The sequence below is a fragment of the Parasphingopyxis algicola genome (assembly GCF_013378075.1).
Taxonomy (GTDB): domain Bacteria; phylum Pseudomonadota; class Alphaproteobacteria; order Sphingomonadales; family Sphingomonadaceae; genus Parasphingopyxis; species Parasphingopyxis algicola.
In genome coordinates this window covers 1,375,151-1,392,010 of the sequence record NZ_CP051131.1, presented here as the reverse complement: position 1 = coordinate 1,392,010, position 16,860 = coordinate 1,375,151, and the positions used below count along the sequence as shown (strand labels likewise).

Genomic DNA, 16,860 nt, shown 5'->3' with positions numbered 1-16,860 from the left:
CGACCGGGCGCGGCGGCCACGCTCATGACCGCCGCAACATGCCGCGGCGGACGAGGTCCCAGAGATGAACCGGTAGTGCTGCGGCCAGGGGAAGGGCGATCCACGCCCAATCCGCGCCGATGAGTGCAGCGCGCAATCCCAGCACGATCAGCACGGCCGGCAGCAGCGTCCCGGCGATATCCGGCAGCGCCCGGCCTCCGATCGCGAGCCAGATCGCCTCGATGGCCAGGATGGCGAGTATGATATCGGCGGCGTGGCCGCTGGCGAACAGGGCGTTCACGCGGCTAGCCGAACGGAGTGTTCAGCTGGACCACTTCCCAGTTGAGCGCGCCGGCGAACGTCACCCATGCGAGATAGGGGAGCAGCAACAGGGCTGCGATCTTCGAATAGCGGCCGCAAACGGCGATCAGTACCGCGATCGAGATCCACAGCGCGATCAGTTCGATCAGCGCCCAGTCCGGCCGTTGTGCGCGGAAGAAAAGCAGGCTCCAAAGGATGTTGAGAAATCCGTTGAGCGCGAACAGCCCGATCAGCATGTCCGATGCCTGGGTCGTCGGCGTGTTGCGCCATGCAGTCACGGCGGCCAGCGCTACCAGGGCATAGATCGCCGTCCAGGCCATGCCGTACATATAGCCGGGCGGGGCCCAAGCGGGCTGTTCGAGGGTGCGGTACCAACCGTCGAGATCGGTAATCGTCGCGCCCAGAAACGCGACCAAGGCTGCCGCAACCGCCGCTACCAGGATCGGCGGGATCCAGGCGCGGCTCACCGTTCGACCTTGCCCAGGCCGAGCAGATGGCCGAGATCCTTGAAGAATATCCGGACGTGCGCGGCCGGTTTCGCGCGAACCAGCTTCTTGTTCATATAGGCCTCCCAGGTCAGATGCTGGACGTCGGGATCCGCACAGATTTTGACGAACCGTTCCCGCCGCTTGTCGCTGCTGTACCAGAAATATTGCATAATCCCGAGAATCCAGAAAACGCGGCCATGGGCGCGCATGAATTGCTTGCGGGCCTGTTTCAGCGCCTTGGCATCGCCGCTTTCCAGAAAGGCGTCGACGGCATCGGCGGCCAGCCGGCCGCAGGTCATCGCGTAATAGATGCCCTCGCCGGACGCTGGCGCGACCACGCCTGCCGCATCGCCGGCGACGACGAGATCCCTGCCATTGTCCCAGCGTTTAAGGGGTTTGAGCGGGATCGGCGCGCCCTCCTCTCGGATCGTTCGGCAGTCGGTCAGCCCGCTATTCTCGCGCATGTCCTTGACCGCGCTGCGCAGCGAAAAACCCTTGTTCGCACTGCCCACGCCAACGCTCGCCGTTTCGCCATGCGGGAATATCCAGGCGTAAAAATCGGGTGACAGCTTGCCCTGATAGAAGACGTCGCAGCGCTTGCCGTCGAAACCTTCCGGTGTGCCGGGCGGCGATTCGATCACTTCATGATAGGCGAAAACGCACGGCACGCGTTCCGCGCCGTCCAGATTTTGCTGCGCAACCTTGGAGCGGGCCCCGTCGGCGCCGATCACGGCACGGCTGCGAACGCGTTTGAGCTCGCCGCCGCGCTTTTCGCGATAGCAAACGATCGCCACACCATCCTCGTCACGGTCGATATGGTCGAAGGTGCCGGTGACGCGCGTCGCGCCCGTCGCCGCCGCCCGTTCGCGCAGCCATTCGTCGAACACGTCCCGATCAACCATGCCGACGAACCCGTCGCCGACCGGCATATCGACCGACCGGCCGGACGGTGCGATCATTCTCGCCGCGCTGGCCTTGCCGACGAGAATGCTGTGCGGAATATCGAACTCCTCGAGCAGTTTCGGCGGGACGGCACCGCCACAGGGTTTGATCCGGCCCGCCCGATCGAGCAGCATGACCTTGCGTCCGGCCTTGGCGAGGTCGGTTGCCGCGGTTGCGCCGGAGGGCCCGCCACCGACGACCACCGCATCGAATTCGGCCGGGAAAGTCATGTCTTGGCCATGCCGAGTGGGGTCTTGCGCGCCGCCGTCGCCTGGACGGCCATCATCGCGGCGAGGACGAATAGCCCGGCCTCGATTGCAAAGATCAGCTGGAAAGCCGAGCCGTCGACGCCGATCGCCGATCGGGCGATGTCGACGCCGATCGCGCCGGCCAGCCCGCCAAGGCCGAAAGCGATTGCCTGGGACGCGCCCCAGACACCCATGCGCATGCCCTCCTTGGCACGTGTTCCGGCGCCCGCGAGTCCCATCATCGCGCCGATCGCCGCGACGGCGAATACGCCATTGGCGAAGCCGAGCAGGAAAACATTGGCCTCGAGCGGCCAGTCACCGCCGGTGGTTGCTGCGATTGCGAGGCCGGCGAGCGCGGCTGCCGAGCCCAGGCAGCCGCCGACGATCCAGCGGCGCAGATCGATGGGCTTGCGTCCCGCGAAGGCACTGCCGCCGAGGCCGGCGACGATCATGCCGAGCAATACGCCACCATGCTGCATGCCGGAAAGTTGGGTCGATTCACCGGGCGTCATCGCGAAGACGAGGCCCGCAAAGGGTTCGAGGATCAGATCCTGCATGCTGTAGGCGAGCATCGACACGAACACGAAGATCGTAAAACGCCGCGCCTCGAGATCGGCCAATATTTCGCGCAGCGCATCGCCGAAGCTGGCCGTCCTCTCCTCTTGCGATATCGGTTCCGGCGTCCGCGCCAGGGCCTTCTTCTCCACACCGGCAAGCGCGATGAGCGAGAGCAGGAACGCGGCCAGGGCGACCGCACTGCCGACGATCGCCAGCCGCTGTTCGGAAAAGGGGTCGAGCAGCGATCCGGCCGTTCCCGCCGCGACCACGATGCCGGCAACCATCATGATCCAGGTGACGGCGGCAGCGGCAGCCCGGCGGCCGGGCGCGACGCCGGACGCCAGCAACGCGAGCAGTGACGTGCCGGCGGCGCCGACGCCCGCACCGATCAGGGTGAAGGCGAAGACCGCGAGCAGCCCGCCGACAACCGGCGAGCCTGCCATGACCACCGTCGCATCGATCGCGATCAGCGCCCCGAGCGCCAGCACCCCCATCCCGCCGACGATCCAGGGTGTCCGGCGATTGCCCCGGTCCGAGCCATAGCCCCATAGCGGCCGGGATAGCTGAACCGCATAGTGCCAGGCGACCAGACCGGCCGGGATCGCGGCCGGTAATGCATATTCGACGACCATCACGCGATTGAGGAGGGACGTGGCGAGCATCACGATCGCGCCGATCGCAGCCTGGACCAGCCCCAGTCTCACGATCGAGACCCAACCGAAACCGGCCATCAGATATGCCCTCCCAGCCCCAGGGCGGCGGCCAGCATACCGAGCACGTACAGCGTGACGCCGGTCGCGCTGTACCAGGGCGTGTGGCGTTTGGGGTCGGCAAGCAGGCGCGGCATCAGTGCGATCTGCGCCAGCAACAGCAACGCGACGGCCCCGGCTGAAATCCAGTGACCCCAGAAAAAGAGCAGGCCGATCACCACCAGTTGCGGCGCCGCCATGACGGTACAGGCGAACCGTGCCGCGCGATCGACGCCCATCGTCACGGGCAGGGAGCGGAGGCCCATCTCGCGATCGCCTTCGACCGCCTTGAAATCGTTCAGGGTCATGATGCCATGGGCACCAAGGCTGTAGAGCCCGAGGATGAGCAGGATCTCAAGACCCGGCAGCGCGCCGATCATGACGGCGGCGCCGGTGAACCATGCCAGCCCCTCATAGCTGAGCGCGACCACGGCCGGTCCCGTCCACCCGCTCGTTTTCAGCCGGAAGGGCGGAGCGCTATAGGCCCAGGCGCAGGCGAGGCCGACACAGGTTGCCACGAACACCCATAGGCCGGCGGCGATCGCGACGAGCATCGACAGGACGGTTCCGGCGATGGCTATCCACAGCCCCCAACGGCCGGCAACACGACCGGACGGGATCGGCCGGTCCGGTTCGTTGATGGCGTCGACGTGACGATCGAACCAGTCGTTGACGGCCTGACTCGTGCCACAGACCAATGGCCCGGTCAGGGCAATACCCGCAACGAGGAAAAACCAGCGATCGGCGATCGGCGCGCCCGAGGAAACGACGCCGCACATAAAGGCCCACATCGGCGGGAACCATGTGATCGGCTTGAGCAGCTCGAGTATGTCCGCCGGCGCCGGGGGCGGCGCGGTTGTCGTCGAAGCGGCCAGACGGGACATGGAAACAGGCTATGCCTGACGGCGAATAGCGTCAACTTGTTTTGACAGTTGAAGGGGCGCTTACCGCCCTGCGTTACTCGTTTTGCGAAACGAGATTGCCCAAGCCGTAACGGTGGAGCTTGGAATAGAGGCTTTGCCGGCTCAGGCCGAGAATTTCGGCAGCGGATGCCCGATTGTCGGAGGTGTGGATGAGCGCGGCCTCGATGCACAGGCGTTCGATCAGATCGGTACTCTCGCGCACGATTTCCTTGAGCGACGTGCGGCCCACCAATTCGGTCAACTGCTCTACCGAGCGCGGCAGATTCTGCGGAACCTGGGATATATCCCGCAGGCGGCGTCCGACCATCCGGATGCTGAAACCGTAATGCTCGCCGTCGTCAGTGGTCTGAACCGCCGACACTTCGACTTCTTCCTCGTCCGTCCCGCCGCCGGGCCGCATAACCGTTCCGACATTGCGGGCGACGCCATGTTTGGCCAACTGGGTGCGAATGAGGTCGAGATCGACGCCGGGCCGGCCGAGATAATCGTCCAGGGCCTGGCTGCGCAACTGATCGAGCGATGCGGCGCCGGCCATTTCCAGAAAGGCAGCGTTTGCCGCTACGATATTCATATCCTTGTCGGCAACCACGAATGCATCCGGCATCCGGTTGAGGATATCGAACACGGGTGCACCGCCCACCCTGCTATCGATCGATGTGTCGGCGGCCGACAGCCGGACGAGCATGAACAATGTACCATCCTGCCTGAAGCCGGTCGCCGAGAGATCCGTTTCAGTGCCGGAACCGGCCAGCCGCAGAGACACAGGCGACGGCGAGACGGTGGTGATTGCCGACCCCAGATAACGGGTCAAAGTATCACGCGCGCCTTTTTCGAAGAGACCCGACAACGTCTTGCCGATCAGGCTCCCGGGCTTCGCCGAGACAAGGTCGTGCGCCGCGGTGTTCGCTTCGCGGACCCGGCCTGACGCGGTTTCGACGATCAGGATCGGATCCGGCGTCATTTCGAACAGCAGGCGATAGCGCGATTCGGCCTGGCGGAGCCGCATATAGTCGCGTTCCAGAGACTGCTGGGCCTGAAGCAGGCGCTGCTGCAGCGCCGCTGAATCGCGCATGTCGCGACCAAGGGCGAGCATGCGGCCCTTGTCGGAAAGGGGGATCACGAAATAGCGGACCGGTATATCGCTTCCGTCCGACATGTGATTGACCTGGCGCCAGCGCTGCGGCTCGCCGTTCCGGCACGCCTCCAGCATTTCCTCGATCTTGGGCTTGCTTTCGACGGTTACGGTGCCAATCCATTTGCGGCCGATCCAGTTTCCCAGTCCGGGAAATGCGCTGACGCTGCCCGAAGCGTCGACAATCTTGCCATTCTTGTCGAGGATGATCGCAATGTCGCCCGCGGCCATGGCGAGTTTGGCGGCGGCGTCGCTGTCCAGCGACCGGATGATCGTGTCTGGCTTCATAAAGGCTTGCTTGTCTTCGAGTGCATCCTTCGGATTCAACACCGGACCTTCCCTTCGGTCAGCCGGAAAGCGCTCCTTTTGGCGCAAAATCGGCAACCAGTTCGTCAGCGACCTCTATAGCTGTGCGGGCGTTCGATGCCGTCCCGTCCGCGCCCACCGTATCGGCAAGGCCCGGATATTCGTTCGGCACGCGTCCCCCGATCATGATCCGAATATCAGAATTCTTGGAAACGCTACGGAGAGATTGAATTAGTTTCGGAAGCGGTCCGATATGGCAGTCGCAGCTGATCGTCAATCCGACCAGGTCGAAAATCTGTTCGGCAATTCGGTCCGCGAGCGCGGACCGGTCCCCGTTGACGACCAGTTCGGTATCCCAGCCGGCGCGTGAGAAGCATTCTTCGACCATGACCGTACCGAAACTGTGCTGCTCGCCGGGCATGGGGGCAAAGAGAACGGATCGCGGCGAAAACAGGCGACCGGCGATGCTCGGCGTCCTGGACGCGATTTCGCGCATGACCTCCTGAAGCCGCCACAACCCCATCGTCACCTCGGTGAAATCGACGCTGTCCTCTTCCCAAAGCTCTCCGAGCTTGCGGGCCGAGGGAGCGAGCAGTTCGACGAAGATGATTTCCGCCGGGACGCCCCGGCTCAGGAAGACTTCGACCTCGGTCAGTAGCTCATCGGCTTCGAGCCTGACCGGTAGCGGCGCGAAGCGATCGATTTCCTCTTGGGAAACGGGTTCGAAATTTTCGGTGCTTCCGGGAATCGAATGGGCGGCGACCAGCCGCGGAATGATTTCTCTTTCGATCAGACTATTGAGTCGTTCGGGGGACTGAGGTGTCGTTGCGCCGTTGGTCTTGCGTTTTCTGGCTCGGTTTCTGGCGCTTTCTTCAAGCCGTGTGGATGGTCGTGGTTTCGTCGAACTCTCGCGGATCAAGGATGCCATTCAGACTCTCCCGGTCTGGTGGGTTACTGTCATACCCAACTCGGAGGACGGCCATTTTCGCTTTACGACTCTAATGTCTCCACCTCGAAAGCTATCCACATTTATGTACGCAGGCAAATCGCCATCTGTCAACCAAACTAGACGTCAACTAATGTTGACACATCCATGGTTTGAGTCGTAGTTTGCCAGTCGAACCAGCGGAGATTTGGACGCGAGGATGGCAGGGGATTTCGTCTCATCCGGAGTCGGCCGACAGAGCGGCAGGCACGGGAGTCATGGCAGAGCGCTCTACACCGAAGACGAGCGGCGCCGCAGGGACGAATCGGCCTGGACGGTGGTGCAGGGTGTTCTCGCCCCGATTCAGTTTGCGATTTTCTTCGTCAGTCTCGGTCTGGTGCTTCGTTATCTGACGACCGGCGAAGGTGCGTTCGCCGCGGATATCTCCATCGTTGCAAAAACGATCGCGCTGTACGCGATCATGGTCACCGGTTCGATCTGGGAAAAAGAGGTGTTCGGTCGCTGGCTGTTCGCCCGGCCCTTCTTCTGGGAAGATGTATTCTCGATGCTCGTGCTGGCTCTGCACACTGCCTATCTGGTGATGCTGTTCGGCGGGATCGGCAGCATCGAGGCGCGCATGTTTGTCGCTTTGGCAGCCTATGCCGCCTATGTCGTCAACGCGACGCAATTCCTGCTCAAGCTGCGCGCCGCACGTCTCGCTGCCGCGGACGGGGCGGTGACGGCATGACCGGCCCGCTCGCCACGCTCGCCCGGTCTGGCGCCGCCTCGTCCGGACCTGATTGCGCGCCGGTGCTGCGCGAGCGGGGACAGCGCGAGGTTTTTTGCGGGTTGACCGGCATCGTCTGGCTGCACCGCAAGATGCAGGACGCCTTCTTCCTCGTCGTCGGGTCGCGGACCTGTGCGCATCTGCTGCAATCAGCCGCGGGCGTGATGATCTTTGCCGAACCGCGCTTCGCGACGGCGATCATCGAAGAGCGCGATCTGGCCGGCATGGCGGACTGCAACGAGGAGCTCGACCGGGTTGTCGACCGGCTGCTCGCGCGCCGTCCCGAGATCAAGACGCTGTTCCTCGTCGGCAGCTGCCCGTCCGAAGTGATCAAGCTCGATCTCGCCAAGGCCAGCCAGCGGCTCGCCGCCAAGCATGCGCCGGCCGTGCGCATACTCAACTATTCGGGGAGCGGCATCGAAACCACCTTTACCGAGGGCGAGGACGCTTGCCTCGCATCGCTGGTTCCGGAAATGCCAGCCGCCGGTCCGGACGGCGCGAAGGAATTGCTGATCGTCGGATCGCTGCCGGACATTGTGGAGGATCAGTTCCTCCGCATATTCGGCGAGCTCGGCATCGACCGGGTCGGCTGCCTTCCCGCTCGCGTCGCGGCGGACATGCCGGCAGTCGGACCGAACGCCCGCTATCTGCTGGCCCAGCCCTTTCTCGGCGACACCGCGCGCGCACTCGAAGACCGGGGCGCCGTGCGTCTCGATGCGCTGTTCCCGTTCGGGGCCGAGGGCACGACCGCCTGGCTCAAGGCGGCGGCGGTGGAATTCGGCGTCGACGAGATGCTGTTCAACCGGGTCGTTGCGCCCGGCCGCGAACGCGCCAAGCGCGCGCTCGCGCATCACAAGGAGCGGCTCGAAGGCCGCCGTATCTTCTTCATGCCCGACTCGCAGCTCGAGGTTCCGCTGGCCCGTTTCCTCGCGACCGAGTTGGGCATGAACCCGATCGAAGTCGGCACGCCCTATTTGCACGCGCAACATCTGGCGCAGGAACTGGCGCTGCTTCCGGCCGGAACCCGGATCAGCGAAGGGCAGGATGTCGACAAGCAGCTCGATCGGGTTCGCGAGGCACAGCCCAATCTGACGGTCTGCGGCCTCGGCCTGGCCAATCCGCTCGAGGCCGAGGGGCTGGCGACCAAATGGGCGATCGAACTCGTCTTCTCGCCGATCCACGGTTTCGACCAGGCCGGGGATCTCGCCGAACTTTTCGCGCGGCCGCTCCGGCGGCGCGATGTGCTGAGGGTATAGCGATGCAACTCTCCGTCTGGACCTATGAAGGACCGCCCCATGTGGGGGCGATGCGGGTCGCGACGGGTATGGAGGACGTGCATTACGTTTTGCATGCGCCGCAGGGCGATACCTATGCGGATCTGCTCTTCACGATGATCGAACGGCGGAACAAGCGGCCGCCGGTGACCTATACGACGTTCCAGGCCCGCGATTTGGGATCGGATACGGCGACGCTGTTCCAGTCCGCCGCGCGCGATGCCTATGATCGCTTCCGCCCCGGTGCGATGCTGGTCGGCGCGTCCTGCACGGCCGAACTCATCCAGGACGATCCCGCCGGCCTCGCCGAGGCGATGGACCTGCCGGTCCCGGTCGTCCCGCTCGAACTGCCCAGCTACCAGCGCAAGGAAAATTGGGGCGCGTCGGAAACCTTCTACCAGATCGTCCGCCGGCTCGCCGATCAGGACGCCACGCCTCCTGCCAAAGAGGGCCGCCGGCCCTGCGCCAACCTGCTGGGGCCCGCGGCGTTGGGCTTCCGCCATCGCGACGATGTGCTCGAAGTCGAACGGCTGCTTGAAACGCTGGGTATCGACGTTCACATTGTCGCCCCGATGGGCGCGTCGCCGGCCGATATGGCAACGATCGGCGCGGCGGACTTCAACATCCTGCTCTATCCCGAAATCGGCGACGAGGCCGCGCGCTGGCTCGAACGGACCTTCAAGCAGCCGATCGTCCGCACCGTTCCCATCGGGGTCAACGCGACGCGCGAATTCATCGCCGAGGCTGCCGAGATCGCCGGTGTCGATCCGGCACTGGCCATGGCCGAGGATGGATCGCGCATGCCCTGGTGGAGCCGCTCGATCGATTCCACCTATCTCACCGGCAAGCGCGTTTTCATCTTCGGCGACGCGACCCACGCCGTCGCCGCCGCTCGCGTCGCGAGCGAGGAACTCGGCTTCCAGGTGTGCGGGCTCGGCTGTTACAATCGCGAATTCGCGCGCGAGGTTCGCGCCGCCGCAAAGCTCTACGATATCGAACCGCTGATTACCGACGATCATCTTGCGGTCGAAGAGGCGATCGCCGAGGCCCAGCCCGAACTGGTTTTGGGCACGCAGATGGAGCGCCATATTGCCAAGCGGCTCGGCGTGCCCTGTGCCGTGATTTCCGCGCCGGTCCATGTCCAGGATTTCCCGGCCCGTCACAGCCCGCAAATGGGTTTCGAAGGCGCGAACGTGCTCTTCGACAGCTGGGTCCATCCGCTGGTGATGGGCCTTGAGGAGCATCTGCTGACGATGTTCCGCGACGATTTCGAGTTCAATGACGGGGCAGGGGCCTCGCATCTCGGGCCTGGACATGCGGCACCGCCCGCCGCATCGAATGACGAGGCGCCGGCGGCGACCGCTATCGCCTGGGCCGAAGACGCCGAGCGCGAGCTGAAGAAGATTCCCTTCTTCGTCCGCGGCAAGGCGCGTCGCAACACCGAACTGTTCGCCAGCGAGCAGGGCCGGGCGACGATCGATCTCGAAACCCTGTATGACGCGAAGGCGCATTATGCACGGTAGCGCGCCTTCTCCCCTCCGCCAGCCGGCCGTCCGTGTCGTCATCGTGACGCTCGACAATCATCTGTCGGCCGCCGCCGAGCGCGCCGAAGCGCGGCTCGCCAAGGATGGGGTGACGATCGATTTCCATGCCGCGGCCGACTGGGACCGCGATCCCGAAACGCTGGAGCGGGCCAAGGCCGATATCGCCCGGGGCGACATCGTCATCGCGACGATGCTCTTCCTCGAGGACCATGTTCGCGCGATCCGCCCGGCGCTCGAAGCGCGGCGCGAGGATTGCGATGCGATGCTCGGCCTGATGTCGGCCGGCGAGATCGTGAAGTTGACGCGGCTTGGTGACTATCGGATGGACGCGCCCGCGAAAGGCCCGCTGGCGCTGCTCAAGAAACTGCGCGGATCGAAGAAACCGGGCGCGAGCTCGGGCGCGAAGCAGATGCGGATGCTGCGGCGGTTGCCCAAGATCCTGCGCTTCATCCCCGGCACCGCGCAGGACGTCCGCGCCTATTTCCTGACGCTGCAATATTGGCTCGCCGGCTCCGACGACAATGTCGTGCAGATGGTCCGCGCGCTGATCGACCGCTACGCGGGCGGTGAACGCGAAGAGCTGCGCGGCGCCATGGCCGCAGAAGCGCCGCTCGAATATCCCGAGGTCGGCGTCTATCATCCGCGGGCCCGGCAGCGCCTGTCCGAAAGCGAGCGCATCCTGCCGAAAAAGGGCGGAGAGCATGGCACGGTCGGCCTGCTGATGCTGCGCTCCTATCTGCTGGGCCGAGACACCGGCCATTATGACGGCGTGATCGAGGCGATGGAGGCGAAGGGGCTGCGCGTCATCCCGGCCTTTGCCAGTGGTCTCGACGCACGCCCGGCGATCGAGAAATTCTTCGTGCGCGACGGCAAGCCGGTGATCGACGCGATGGTCAATCTGACCGGCTTCTCGCTGGTCGGCGGGCCGGCCTATAACGACGCCGATGCGGCGGTGGAAACGCTGACCGGGCTCGATGTCCCCTATATCGCGGCCCATCCGATCGAGTTTCAAACGCTCGAACAATGGGGCAATCGCAAGCAGGGCCTGTTGCCGTTGGAATCGACGATGATGGTCGCGATTCCCGAACTCGACGGCGCGGTTTGCCCGAGCGTGTTCGGCGGCCGTTCCGACGGCGCGGGCGAGGCCTGCGACGGCTGCGACCGGCATTGCCATTTTGAATCCAAGGGTGCGATTCGGGCCATGCAGGGCTGCCCCGAACGCGCCGAGGCGCTGGTCGAGCGCACAGCGCGCTTGATCGCGCTGCACCGTTCGAAACGGGCCGATCGGAAGCTCGCCATCGTGTTGTTCAACTTCCCGCCCAATGCCGGGGCGACGGGCACCGCCGCGCATCTCGCGGTGTTCGAATCGCTGCACGCGACGCTGACCCGGCTCGCGGCCGAAGGCTATGACGTCGAGGTGCCCGCCAGCGTCGATGCGCTGCGCGAGGCGCTGCTCGAGGGCAATGCCGAACGTTATGGGGCGGATGCCAATGTCGCCGCCCGGATCGCCGCCGACGATCATGTCCGGGCCGAGCCCTATCTCAAGCAGATCGAGGCGCAATGGGGTGCCGCCCCCGGCAAGCAGCAGAGCGACGGCGCGACCATCCATGTGCTGGGTGCCGAATTCGGCAATGTGTTCGTCGGCGTGCAGCCGGCGTTCGGTTACGAGGGCGATCCGATGCGGCTGCTGTTCGAGGGCGATTTCGCGCCGACCCACGCCTTCGCCGCCTTCTACCGCTGGATCCGCCAGGATTTCGCCGCCGACGCGGTGCTTCATTTCGGCACCCATGGTGCGCTTGAGTTCATGCCGGGCAAACAGGCGGGCCTGTCGGGCAAATGCTGGCCGGACCGGCTGCTTGGCGATCTGCCCAACTATTATCTCTATGCAGCGAACAACCCGTCCGAAGGCATCATCGCGAAGCGCCGCTCGGGCGCGACCCTAGTCAGCTATCTGACGCCCGCGTTGGCCGAGGCCGGTCTCTACAAGGGCTTTGCCGATCTCAAGGCGCTGGTCGAGCGCTATCGCTCGGCCGATGGCGACGATGGCGAACGGGCGGCGCTCGAAGCGATGATCGAAGAGCAGTGCGATGCGCTCGATATCGAAGGCGGCGACATCGAAACGCTGACCGGGCGGCTCTACGAACTCGAACGCGCGCTCATCCCGCATGGCATGCATGTCTTCGGTAGCCATCCCGAGGGCGAAGAGCTGGAGCAGTTCATCGATGCGATGATGGATGCGCATCCCGAATCCGATCGCGCGGAGATCGAGGCGAAACTCGCAGCGAACGATGAGCTCGGCGCGCTGGTCCATGCGCTGGACGGCACCTTCGTGCCCCCGGCGCCGGGCGGCGATATCCTGCACAATCCGGAAGTCCTGCCGACCGGGCGCAATATCCACGGTTTCGATCCGTTCCGCATTCCGAGCCGCTTCGCCTGCGAGTTGGGCGCGGCGCAGGCCGAGCAGCTGATCGCGCGCCATGTCGAAAGCGGGGCCGACTTCCCCGAAAGCCTCGCCATGGTGCTGTGGGGCACGGACAACCTCAAAAGCGAAGGCGCGCAGATCGCCCAGGCGCTGACGCTGATCGGCGCGCGGCCGCGCTTCGACAGCTATGGCCGGCTCGCCGGCGCGGAACTGATCCCGCTCGAAGAACTGGGTCGCCCGCGGATCGATGTGGTGGTGACTTTGTCGGGTATCTTCCGCGACCTGCTTCCCCTGCAGACCCGGATGATCGCCGAAGCCACATGGCTGGCGAGCAGCGCCGAGGAGCCGCTCGAACAGAACTTCGTGCGCAAGCACAGCCTGGCCCATCAGGCGGCCCATGACTGCGATCTGGAAACTGCGAGCCTGCGGGTCTTTTCCAATGCAGAAGGGGCCTATGGCGCGAACGTCAACATGATGATCGACGGCGGGGCCTGGGCCGATCCCGACGAACTGGCCGAGGCTTTCGAGACGCATAAAGGCTTCGCCTACGGCCCGGACGGCAGCCCGGTCCAGCGCCGGGAGCTGCTCGAAACGGCGTTGGCGGGCGTCGAGTTCACCTATCAGAATCTCGAAAGCGTCGAACTCGGGATCACCGATATCGATCATTATGTCGACGGGCTGGGCGGCGTCAGCCGCTCGGTGGCCAAGGCCAGGGGCGAGGCCGCGCCGGTCTATATCGTCGATGGGACGCAAGGGAAGACCAGGGTCCGCACGCTCGACGAACAGATCGATCTCGAAACCCGCACCCGGATGCTGAACCCCAAATGGTATGAGGGCATGCTCAAGCACGGCTTCGAGGGCGTGCGCGAGATTGAAGGCCATGTGACGACGACGATGGGCTGGTCGGCGACGACCGGCGCCGTGGCGCCCTGGGTCTATCAGCAGATCAGCGAAACCTTCGTGCTCGACGACGAGATGCGCGCTCGGCTTTCGGGGCTGAACGCGAAAAGCTCCGCGCGGGTCGCCAACCGGCTGCTCGAAGCGTGCGAGCGCGAGTTGTGGGAACCCGATGCGGAAACGCTCGCGGCTTTGCGCGCGGCGAGCGACGATCTTGAGGACCGGCTCGAAGGCCTGGTTGCAGCGGAATGACGGGAGAGAGACGATGACCCTATTGGATGCCGGAACAGCGCCTCCCGACGGTGAAGGCTCGGTCCAGGTTCAGCTCGATCCGAGCGACGAGATCAAGGGCGCGAAGGTGTTCGCCGTCTATGGCAAGGGCGGGATCGGCAAGTCGACGACCTCGTCCAACCTCTCCGCCGCCTTTTCGAAGCTCGGCCACCGCGTGCTCCAGATCGGCTGCGATCCCAAGCATGACAGCACCTTCACGCTCACCAAGAAGCTGATGCCGACGGTCATCGACGTGCTCGAAACGGTCGAGTTTCACAGCGAGGAGCTGCGCGCCGAGGACTATATGTTCGAAGGCTATAACGGCGTGATGTGCGTCGAAGCGGGCGGCCCGCCGGCGGGCACGGGCTGCGGCGGCTATGTGGTCGGGCAGACGGTAAAGCTGCTGAAGCAGCATCACCTGCTCGAAGATACCGATGTCGTGATTTTCGACGTGCTCGGCGATGTGGTTTGCGGCGGGTTCGCCGCGCCGCTCCAGCATGCCGAGCGTGCGCTCGTCGTCGCGGCCAACGATTTCGACAGCATCTTCGCGATGAACCGGATCATGGCGGCGATCGGCGCGAAAGCGAAGAACTACAATGTGCGGCTGGCGGGCTGCGTCGCCAACCGCTCGGCGGCGACGGACGAGATCGATCGCTTTGCCGAGGCGACGGGCCTGAAGCGGCTCGCCCATTTCCAGGATGTGGACGCGATCCGCCGCTCGCGTCTGAAAAAGTGCACGCTGTTCGAGATGGATGACTCTCCCGAGGTCGATGCCGCCCGCGACGAATATCTCCGTCTCGCCGCGATGCTCTGGGCCGGCGTCGATCCGCTTACAGCGTCGCCGATGAAAGATCGCGACATCTTCGATTTCCTGGGGTTCGAATGATGGCCAGCGCCATCCCCACCACCGCACATCCCGAGCGTAGTCGAGGGACACGGCCGAGCGCAGCCGAGGCTTCCCGTGTCTCGACTGCGCTCGACACCAACGGTGTGGGGTCGATCGCCTATCGCAATTATCGCGCGCGCCTCACCACCTATTTCGACAGCACGGCGCGCAAGGCCTGGGTCGATCTGACGTCGGACGCACCGGTGAGCGGGATCCGCGCGACCGTTCGCGCCGGGCGCGACCGGATGCGCGCGACCTTGCTCTCCTGGCTGCCCGAAGACTTGAGCGGCCGGCGGCTGCTCGATGCCGGTTGCGGTACCGGCGCGCTGGCGGTGGAGGCCGCGCGGCGCGGCGCCGATGTCGTCGCCATCGATGTTTCGAACGGGCTGATCGAGGTTGCGCGCGAGCGCGCGCCGGAGCGGCTCGCCATCGACTGGCGCGTCGGCGATCTGCTCGATCCGGCGCTGGGCCGGTTCGATCATGTCGTCGCGATGGACTCGCTCATCCATTATCCGATGGTCGATATTGTCGGTGTGACCGGCGCGATGGCCGAGCGCGCGCAGACAGTGTCCTTCACCTTCGCACCCAGCTCGCCCCTGCTCCAGACGATGCACGCAGCCGGCAAGCTGTTCCCGCGCGGCAATCGCTCTCCGGCGATCAAGCCGGTGTCCGAAACCCGTTTGCGGCGCGCACTGAGCGAACGGCTGCCCGGTCATGATATTGCCCATGGCGAGCGGGTGGCCAGCGGCTTTTATACGTCGCACGCCTTGATGGTGGAGGCTGGATGAACCGCTTGCCTGCCTCGACCCAATTTTGGGCGTCGCTCGGAGCGCGCTTCCTCCCGTTCGCCGATGCGGCAACGAAGGAGTTGCCGCTGGGCCGACTGCTCCGGCTTGCGCTGTTCCAGGTCAGCGTCGGCATGGCGGTCGTGCTGCTCAACGGAACGCTCAACCGCGTCATGGTCGTCGAACTCGGCGTGCCGACCTGGATCATCGCCCTGTTGATTGCACTGCCCTTGCTGATCGCGCCGTTCCGCGCGCTGATCGGGCACAAGTCGGACACCCATCGCTCGCTGCTCGGCTGGCGGCGGGTGCCCTATATCTGGGGCGGTACGATGCTGCAGTTCGGCGGGCTGGCAATCATGCCCTTCGCCCTGTTGCTGCTGTCGCGGCCGGAAGATTTCGCGATCGGCGTGTCGGCGAGTGCGCTCGCCTTCCTGCTGACCGGTGCCGGCATGCATATCACGCAAACGGCGGGTCTTGCCCTTGCAACGGATCTTGCGCCCGAAGAGAGCCGCCCGCGCGTCGTTGCGCTGCTCTATGTCATGCTGCTCGTCGGGATGATGCTGAGCGCGCTGGTGATCGGCACGCTGCTTGCCGATTTCTCGGCGACCCTGCTTGTCCAGGTCATCCAGGGCGCCGCGGTTCTGACCGTGCTGCTCAATATCGCCGCGCTCTGGAAACAGGAGGCGCGCGACAAGGCGGCGACGGCGCCCGATCGTCATCGTCCCGTCTTCACCGATGTCTGGCACGCCTTTGTCGGTGTCGGGCGGACGAAGCGGCTGCTGCTTGCCATCGGCTTCGGCGCGGCGGCGTTCAGCATGCAGGACGCGCTGCTCGAACCCTATGGCGGCGAAATTCTGGGCCTTTCGGTGGGCGCGACGACCGGTTTGACCGGGGTGTGGGCGCTTGGAACGTTGATCGGCTTTGCGCTTTCGGGACGCTGGCTGGGCCACGGCGCCGATCCACTCCGGATCGCCGGCATGGGCGGGGTAGCCGGTATTGGAGCATTTCTGCTGGTGATTTTCGCCGCGCCGCTGGGGTCGGCCGGGCTGCTGTATATCGGCGCGAGCGCGATCGGCTTTGGCGTGGGGTTGTTCTCGGTCGGAACGCTGATCGCCGCGATGGCGCTCGCCCGCGAAGAAACGACCGGGCTGGCATTGGGCGCCTGGGGCGCGGTCCAGGCTTCGGCGGCGGGCCTCGGTATCGCTCTGGGCGGCGTTATCAGAGACATAGTCACGAGCCTTGCCCTCGCCGATGCGCTGGGCTCGACCCTGGCGGGCCGCGCGACCGGCTATGGCATCGTCTACTGCATCGAAATCGGCTTGTTGTTGTGCATGCTTATCGTGCTCGGTCCGCTGGCCGGCAGCCGCCAGGGCGTATCGCCCGGCGCGCCGAAGCAGTTCGGACTGAGTGAATTTCCAACCTGA

At 65.0% G+C, this 16,860-nt stretch carries 14 protein-coding genes; 7 read left to right on the top strand and 7 right to left on the bottom strand.

The genetic code is table 11. The features are described from left to right. Positions 1 to 22: 22 nt before the first annotated feature. The 7 genes from HFP57_RS06900 to HFP57_RS06870 all read right to left on the bottom strand — a co-directional run bounded on the left by HFP57_RS06900 (position 23) and on the right by HFP57_RS06870 (position 6,574). The gene (locus HFP57_RS06900) at positions 23 to 280 is read right to left on the bottom strand and encodes a hypothetical protein (RefSeq protein WP_176869095.1); all 258 of its coding nucleotides are present in this window, start codon (positions 278 to 280) and stop codon (positions 23 to 25) included. A gap of 4 nt (positions 281 to 284) precedes the next feature. Then, a complete protein-coding gene (locus HFP57_RS06895; RefSeq protein ID WP_176869094.1) occupies positions 285 to 767 on the bottom strand; it encodes a TspO/MBR family protein in 483 nt (160 codons plus the stop codon). Then, complete coding sequence (locus HFP57_RS06890; protein ID WP_176869093.1) at positions 764 to 1,960, bottom strand: geranylgeranyl diphosphate reductase; 1,197 nt, start codon at positions 1,958 to 1,960, stop codon at positions 764 to 766. The genes HFP57_RS06895 and HFP57_RS06890 overlap by 4 nt, the downstream gene beginning before the upstream one ends. Beyond that, entirely contained in the window at positions 1,957 to 3,267 is a 1,311-nt protein-coding gene (locus tag HFP57_RS06885) for a BCD family MFS transporter (protein ID WP_176869092.1), read from the bottom strand. Before HFP57_RS06885 ends, HFP57_RS06890 begins: the two co-directional genes overlap by 4 nt. Further along, on the bottom strand, positions 3,267 to 4,169 hold the full coding sequence (chlG, locus tag HFP57_RS06880) for a chlorophyll synthase ChlG (protein ID WP_176869091.1): 903 nt from the start codon (positions 4,167 to 4,169) through the stop codon (positions 3,267 to 3,269). Before chlG ends, HFP57_RS06885 begins: the two co-directional genes overlap by 1 nt. 73 nt (positions 4,170 to 4,242) lie before the next feature. Further along, positions 4,243 to 5,628 (bottom strand): transcriptional regulator PpsR, encoded by a 1,386-nt coding sequence (gene ppsR, locus HFP57_RS06875; protein ID WP_176869090.1) that lies wholly within the window; start codon positions 5,626 to 5,628, stop codon positions 4,243 to 4,245. A gap of 58 nt (positions 5,629 to 5,686) precedes the next feature. Beyond that, complete coding sequence (locus tag HFP57_RS06870) at positions 5,687 to 6,574, bottom strand: cobalamin B12-binding domain-containing protein (RefSeq protein WP_246263452.1); 888 nt, start codon at positions 6,572 to 6,574, stop codon at positions 5,687 to 5,689. A 217-nt stretch (positions 6,575 to 6,791) separates the two neighbouring features. On the opposite strand from HFP57_RS06870, the gene bchF reads away from it, so the two are divergent. Genes bchF through HFP57_RS06835 form a run of 7 tightly spaced genes read left to right on the top strand, consistent with a single transcriptional unit; the run spans position 6,792 to position 16,860 of the window. Next, positions 6,792 to 7,319 carry a 2-vinyl bacteriochlorophyllide hydratase gene (bchF, locus tag HFP57_RS06865; protein ID WP_176869089.1) on the top strand — a complete coding sequence of 176 codons (528 nt, stop codon included), beginning with the start codon at positions 6,792 to 6,794 and terminating at the stop codon, positions 7,317 to 7,319. Continuing rightward, positions 7,316 to 8,614, top strand: a complete 1,299-nt coding sequence (locus HFP57_RS06860) for a ferredoxin:protochlorophyllide reductase (ATP-dependent) subunit N (RefSeq protein ID WP_176869088.1) — start codon at positions 7,316 to 7,318, stop codon at positions 8,612 to 8,614. The genes bchF and HFP57_RS06860 overlap by 4 nt, the downstream gene beginning before the upstream one ends. 2 nt (positions 8,615 to 8,616) lie before the next feature. Next, positions 8,617 to 10,155, top strand: coding sequence for a ferredoxin:protochlorophyllide reductase (ATP-dependent) subunit B (gene bchB / locus HFP57_RS06855; protein ID WP_176869087.1), 1,539 nt, complete (start codon positions 8,617 to 8,619; stop codon positions 10,153 to 10,155). Continuing rightward, positions 10,145 to 13,747 (top strand): magnesium chelatase subunit H, encoded by a 3,603-nt coding sequence (locus HFP57_RS06850; protein ID WP_176869086.1) that lies wholly within the window; start codon positions 10,145 to 10,147, stop codon positions 13,745 to 13,747. Before bchB ends, HFP57_RS06850 begins: the two co-directional genes overlap by 11 nt. A 13-nt stretch (positions 13,748 to 13,760) precedes the next feature. Then, positions 13,761 to 14,651 carry a ferredoxin:protochlorophyllide reductase (ATP-dependent) iron-sulfur ATP-binding protein gene (bchL, locus tag HFP57_RS06845; protein WP_176869085.1) on the top strand — a complete coding sequence of 297 codons (891 nt, stop codon included), beginning with the start codon at positions 13,761 to 13,763 and terminating at the stop codon, positions 14,649 to 14,651. Beyond that, the gene (gene bchM, locus HFP57_RS06840; protein WP_176871186.1) at positions 14,651 to 15,439 is read left to right on the top strand and encodes a magnesium protoporphyrin IX methyltransferase; all 789 of its coding nucleotides are present in this window, start codon (positions 14,651 to 14,653) and stop codon (positions 15,437 to 15,439) included. The genes bchL and bchM overlap by 1 nt, the downstream gene beginning before the upstream one ends. Continuing rightward, positions 15,436 to 16,860 carry a BCD family MFS transporter gene (locus HFP57_RS06835; protein ID WP_176869084.1) on the top strand — a complete coding sequence of 475 codons (1,425 nt, stop codon included), beginning with the start codon at positions 15,436 to 15,438 and terminating at the stop codon, positions 16,858 to 16,860. Before bchM ends, HFP57_RS06835 begins: the two co-directional genes overlap by 4 nt.

Coding starts and splice junctions, on each gene's coding strand:
- HFP57_RS06850 (WP_176869086.1), top strand. CDS start 10,145: ATGCACGGTAGCGCGCCTTCTCCCCTCCGCCAGCCGGCCGTCCGTGTC.
- HFP57_RS06870 (WP_246263452.1), bottom strand. CDS start 6,574: ATGGCATCCTTGATCCGCGAGAGTTCGACGAAACCACGACCATCCACA.
- bchM (WP_176871186.1), top strand. CDS start 14,651: ATGGCCAGCGCCATCCCCACCACCGCACATCCCGAGCGTAGTCGAGGG.
- HFP57_RS06835 (WP_176869084.1), top strand. CDS start 15,436: ATGAACCGCTTGCCTGCCTCGACCCAATTTTGGGCGTCGCTCGGAGCG.
- bchF (WP_176869089.1), top strand. CDS start 6,792: ATGGCAGGGGATTTCGTCTCATCCGGAGTCGGCCGACAGAGCGGCAGG.
- HFP57_RS06885 (WP_176869092.1), bottom strand. CDS start 3,267: ATGGCCGGTTTCGGTTGGGTCTCGATCGTGAGACTGGGGCTGGTCCAG.
- HFP57_RS06860 (WP_176869088.1), top strand. CDS start 7,316: ATGACCGGCCCGCTCGCCACGCTCGCCCGGTCTGGCGCCGCCTCGTCC.
- chlG (WP_176869091.1), bottom strand. CDS start 4,169: ATGTCCCGTCTGGCCGCTTCGACGACAACCGCGCCGCCCCCGGCGCCG.
- HFP57_RS06890 (WP_176869093.1), bottom strand. CDS start 1,960: ATGACTTTCCCGGCCGAATTCGATGCGGTGGTCGTCGGTGGCGGGCCC.
- bchB (WP_176869087.1), top strand. CDS start 8,617: ATGCAACTCTCCGTCTGGACCTATGAAGGACCGCCCCATGTGGGGGCG.
- bchL (WP_176869085.1), top strand. CDS start 13,761: ATGACCCTATTGGATGCCGGAACAGCGCCTCCCGACGGTGAAGGCTCG.
- ppsR (WP_176869090.1), bottom strand. CDS start 5,628: ATGAAGCCAGACACGATCATCCGGTCGCTGGACAGCGACGCCGCCGCC.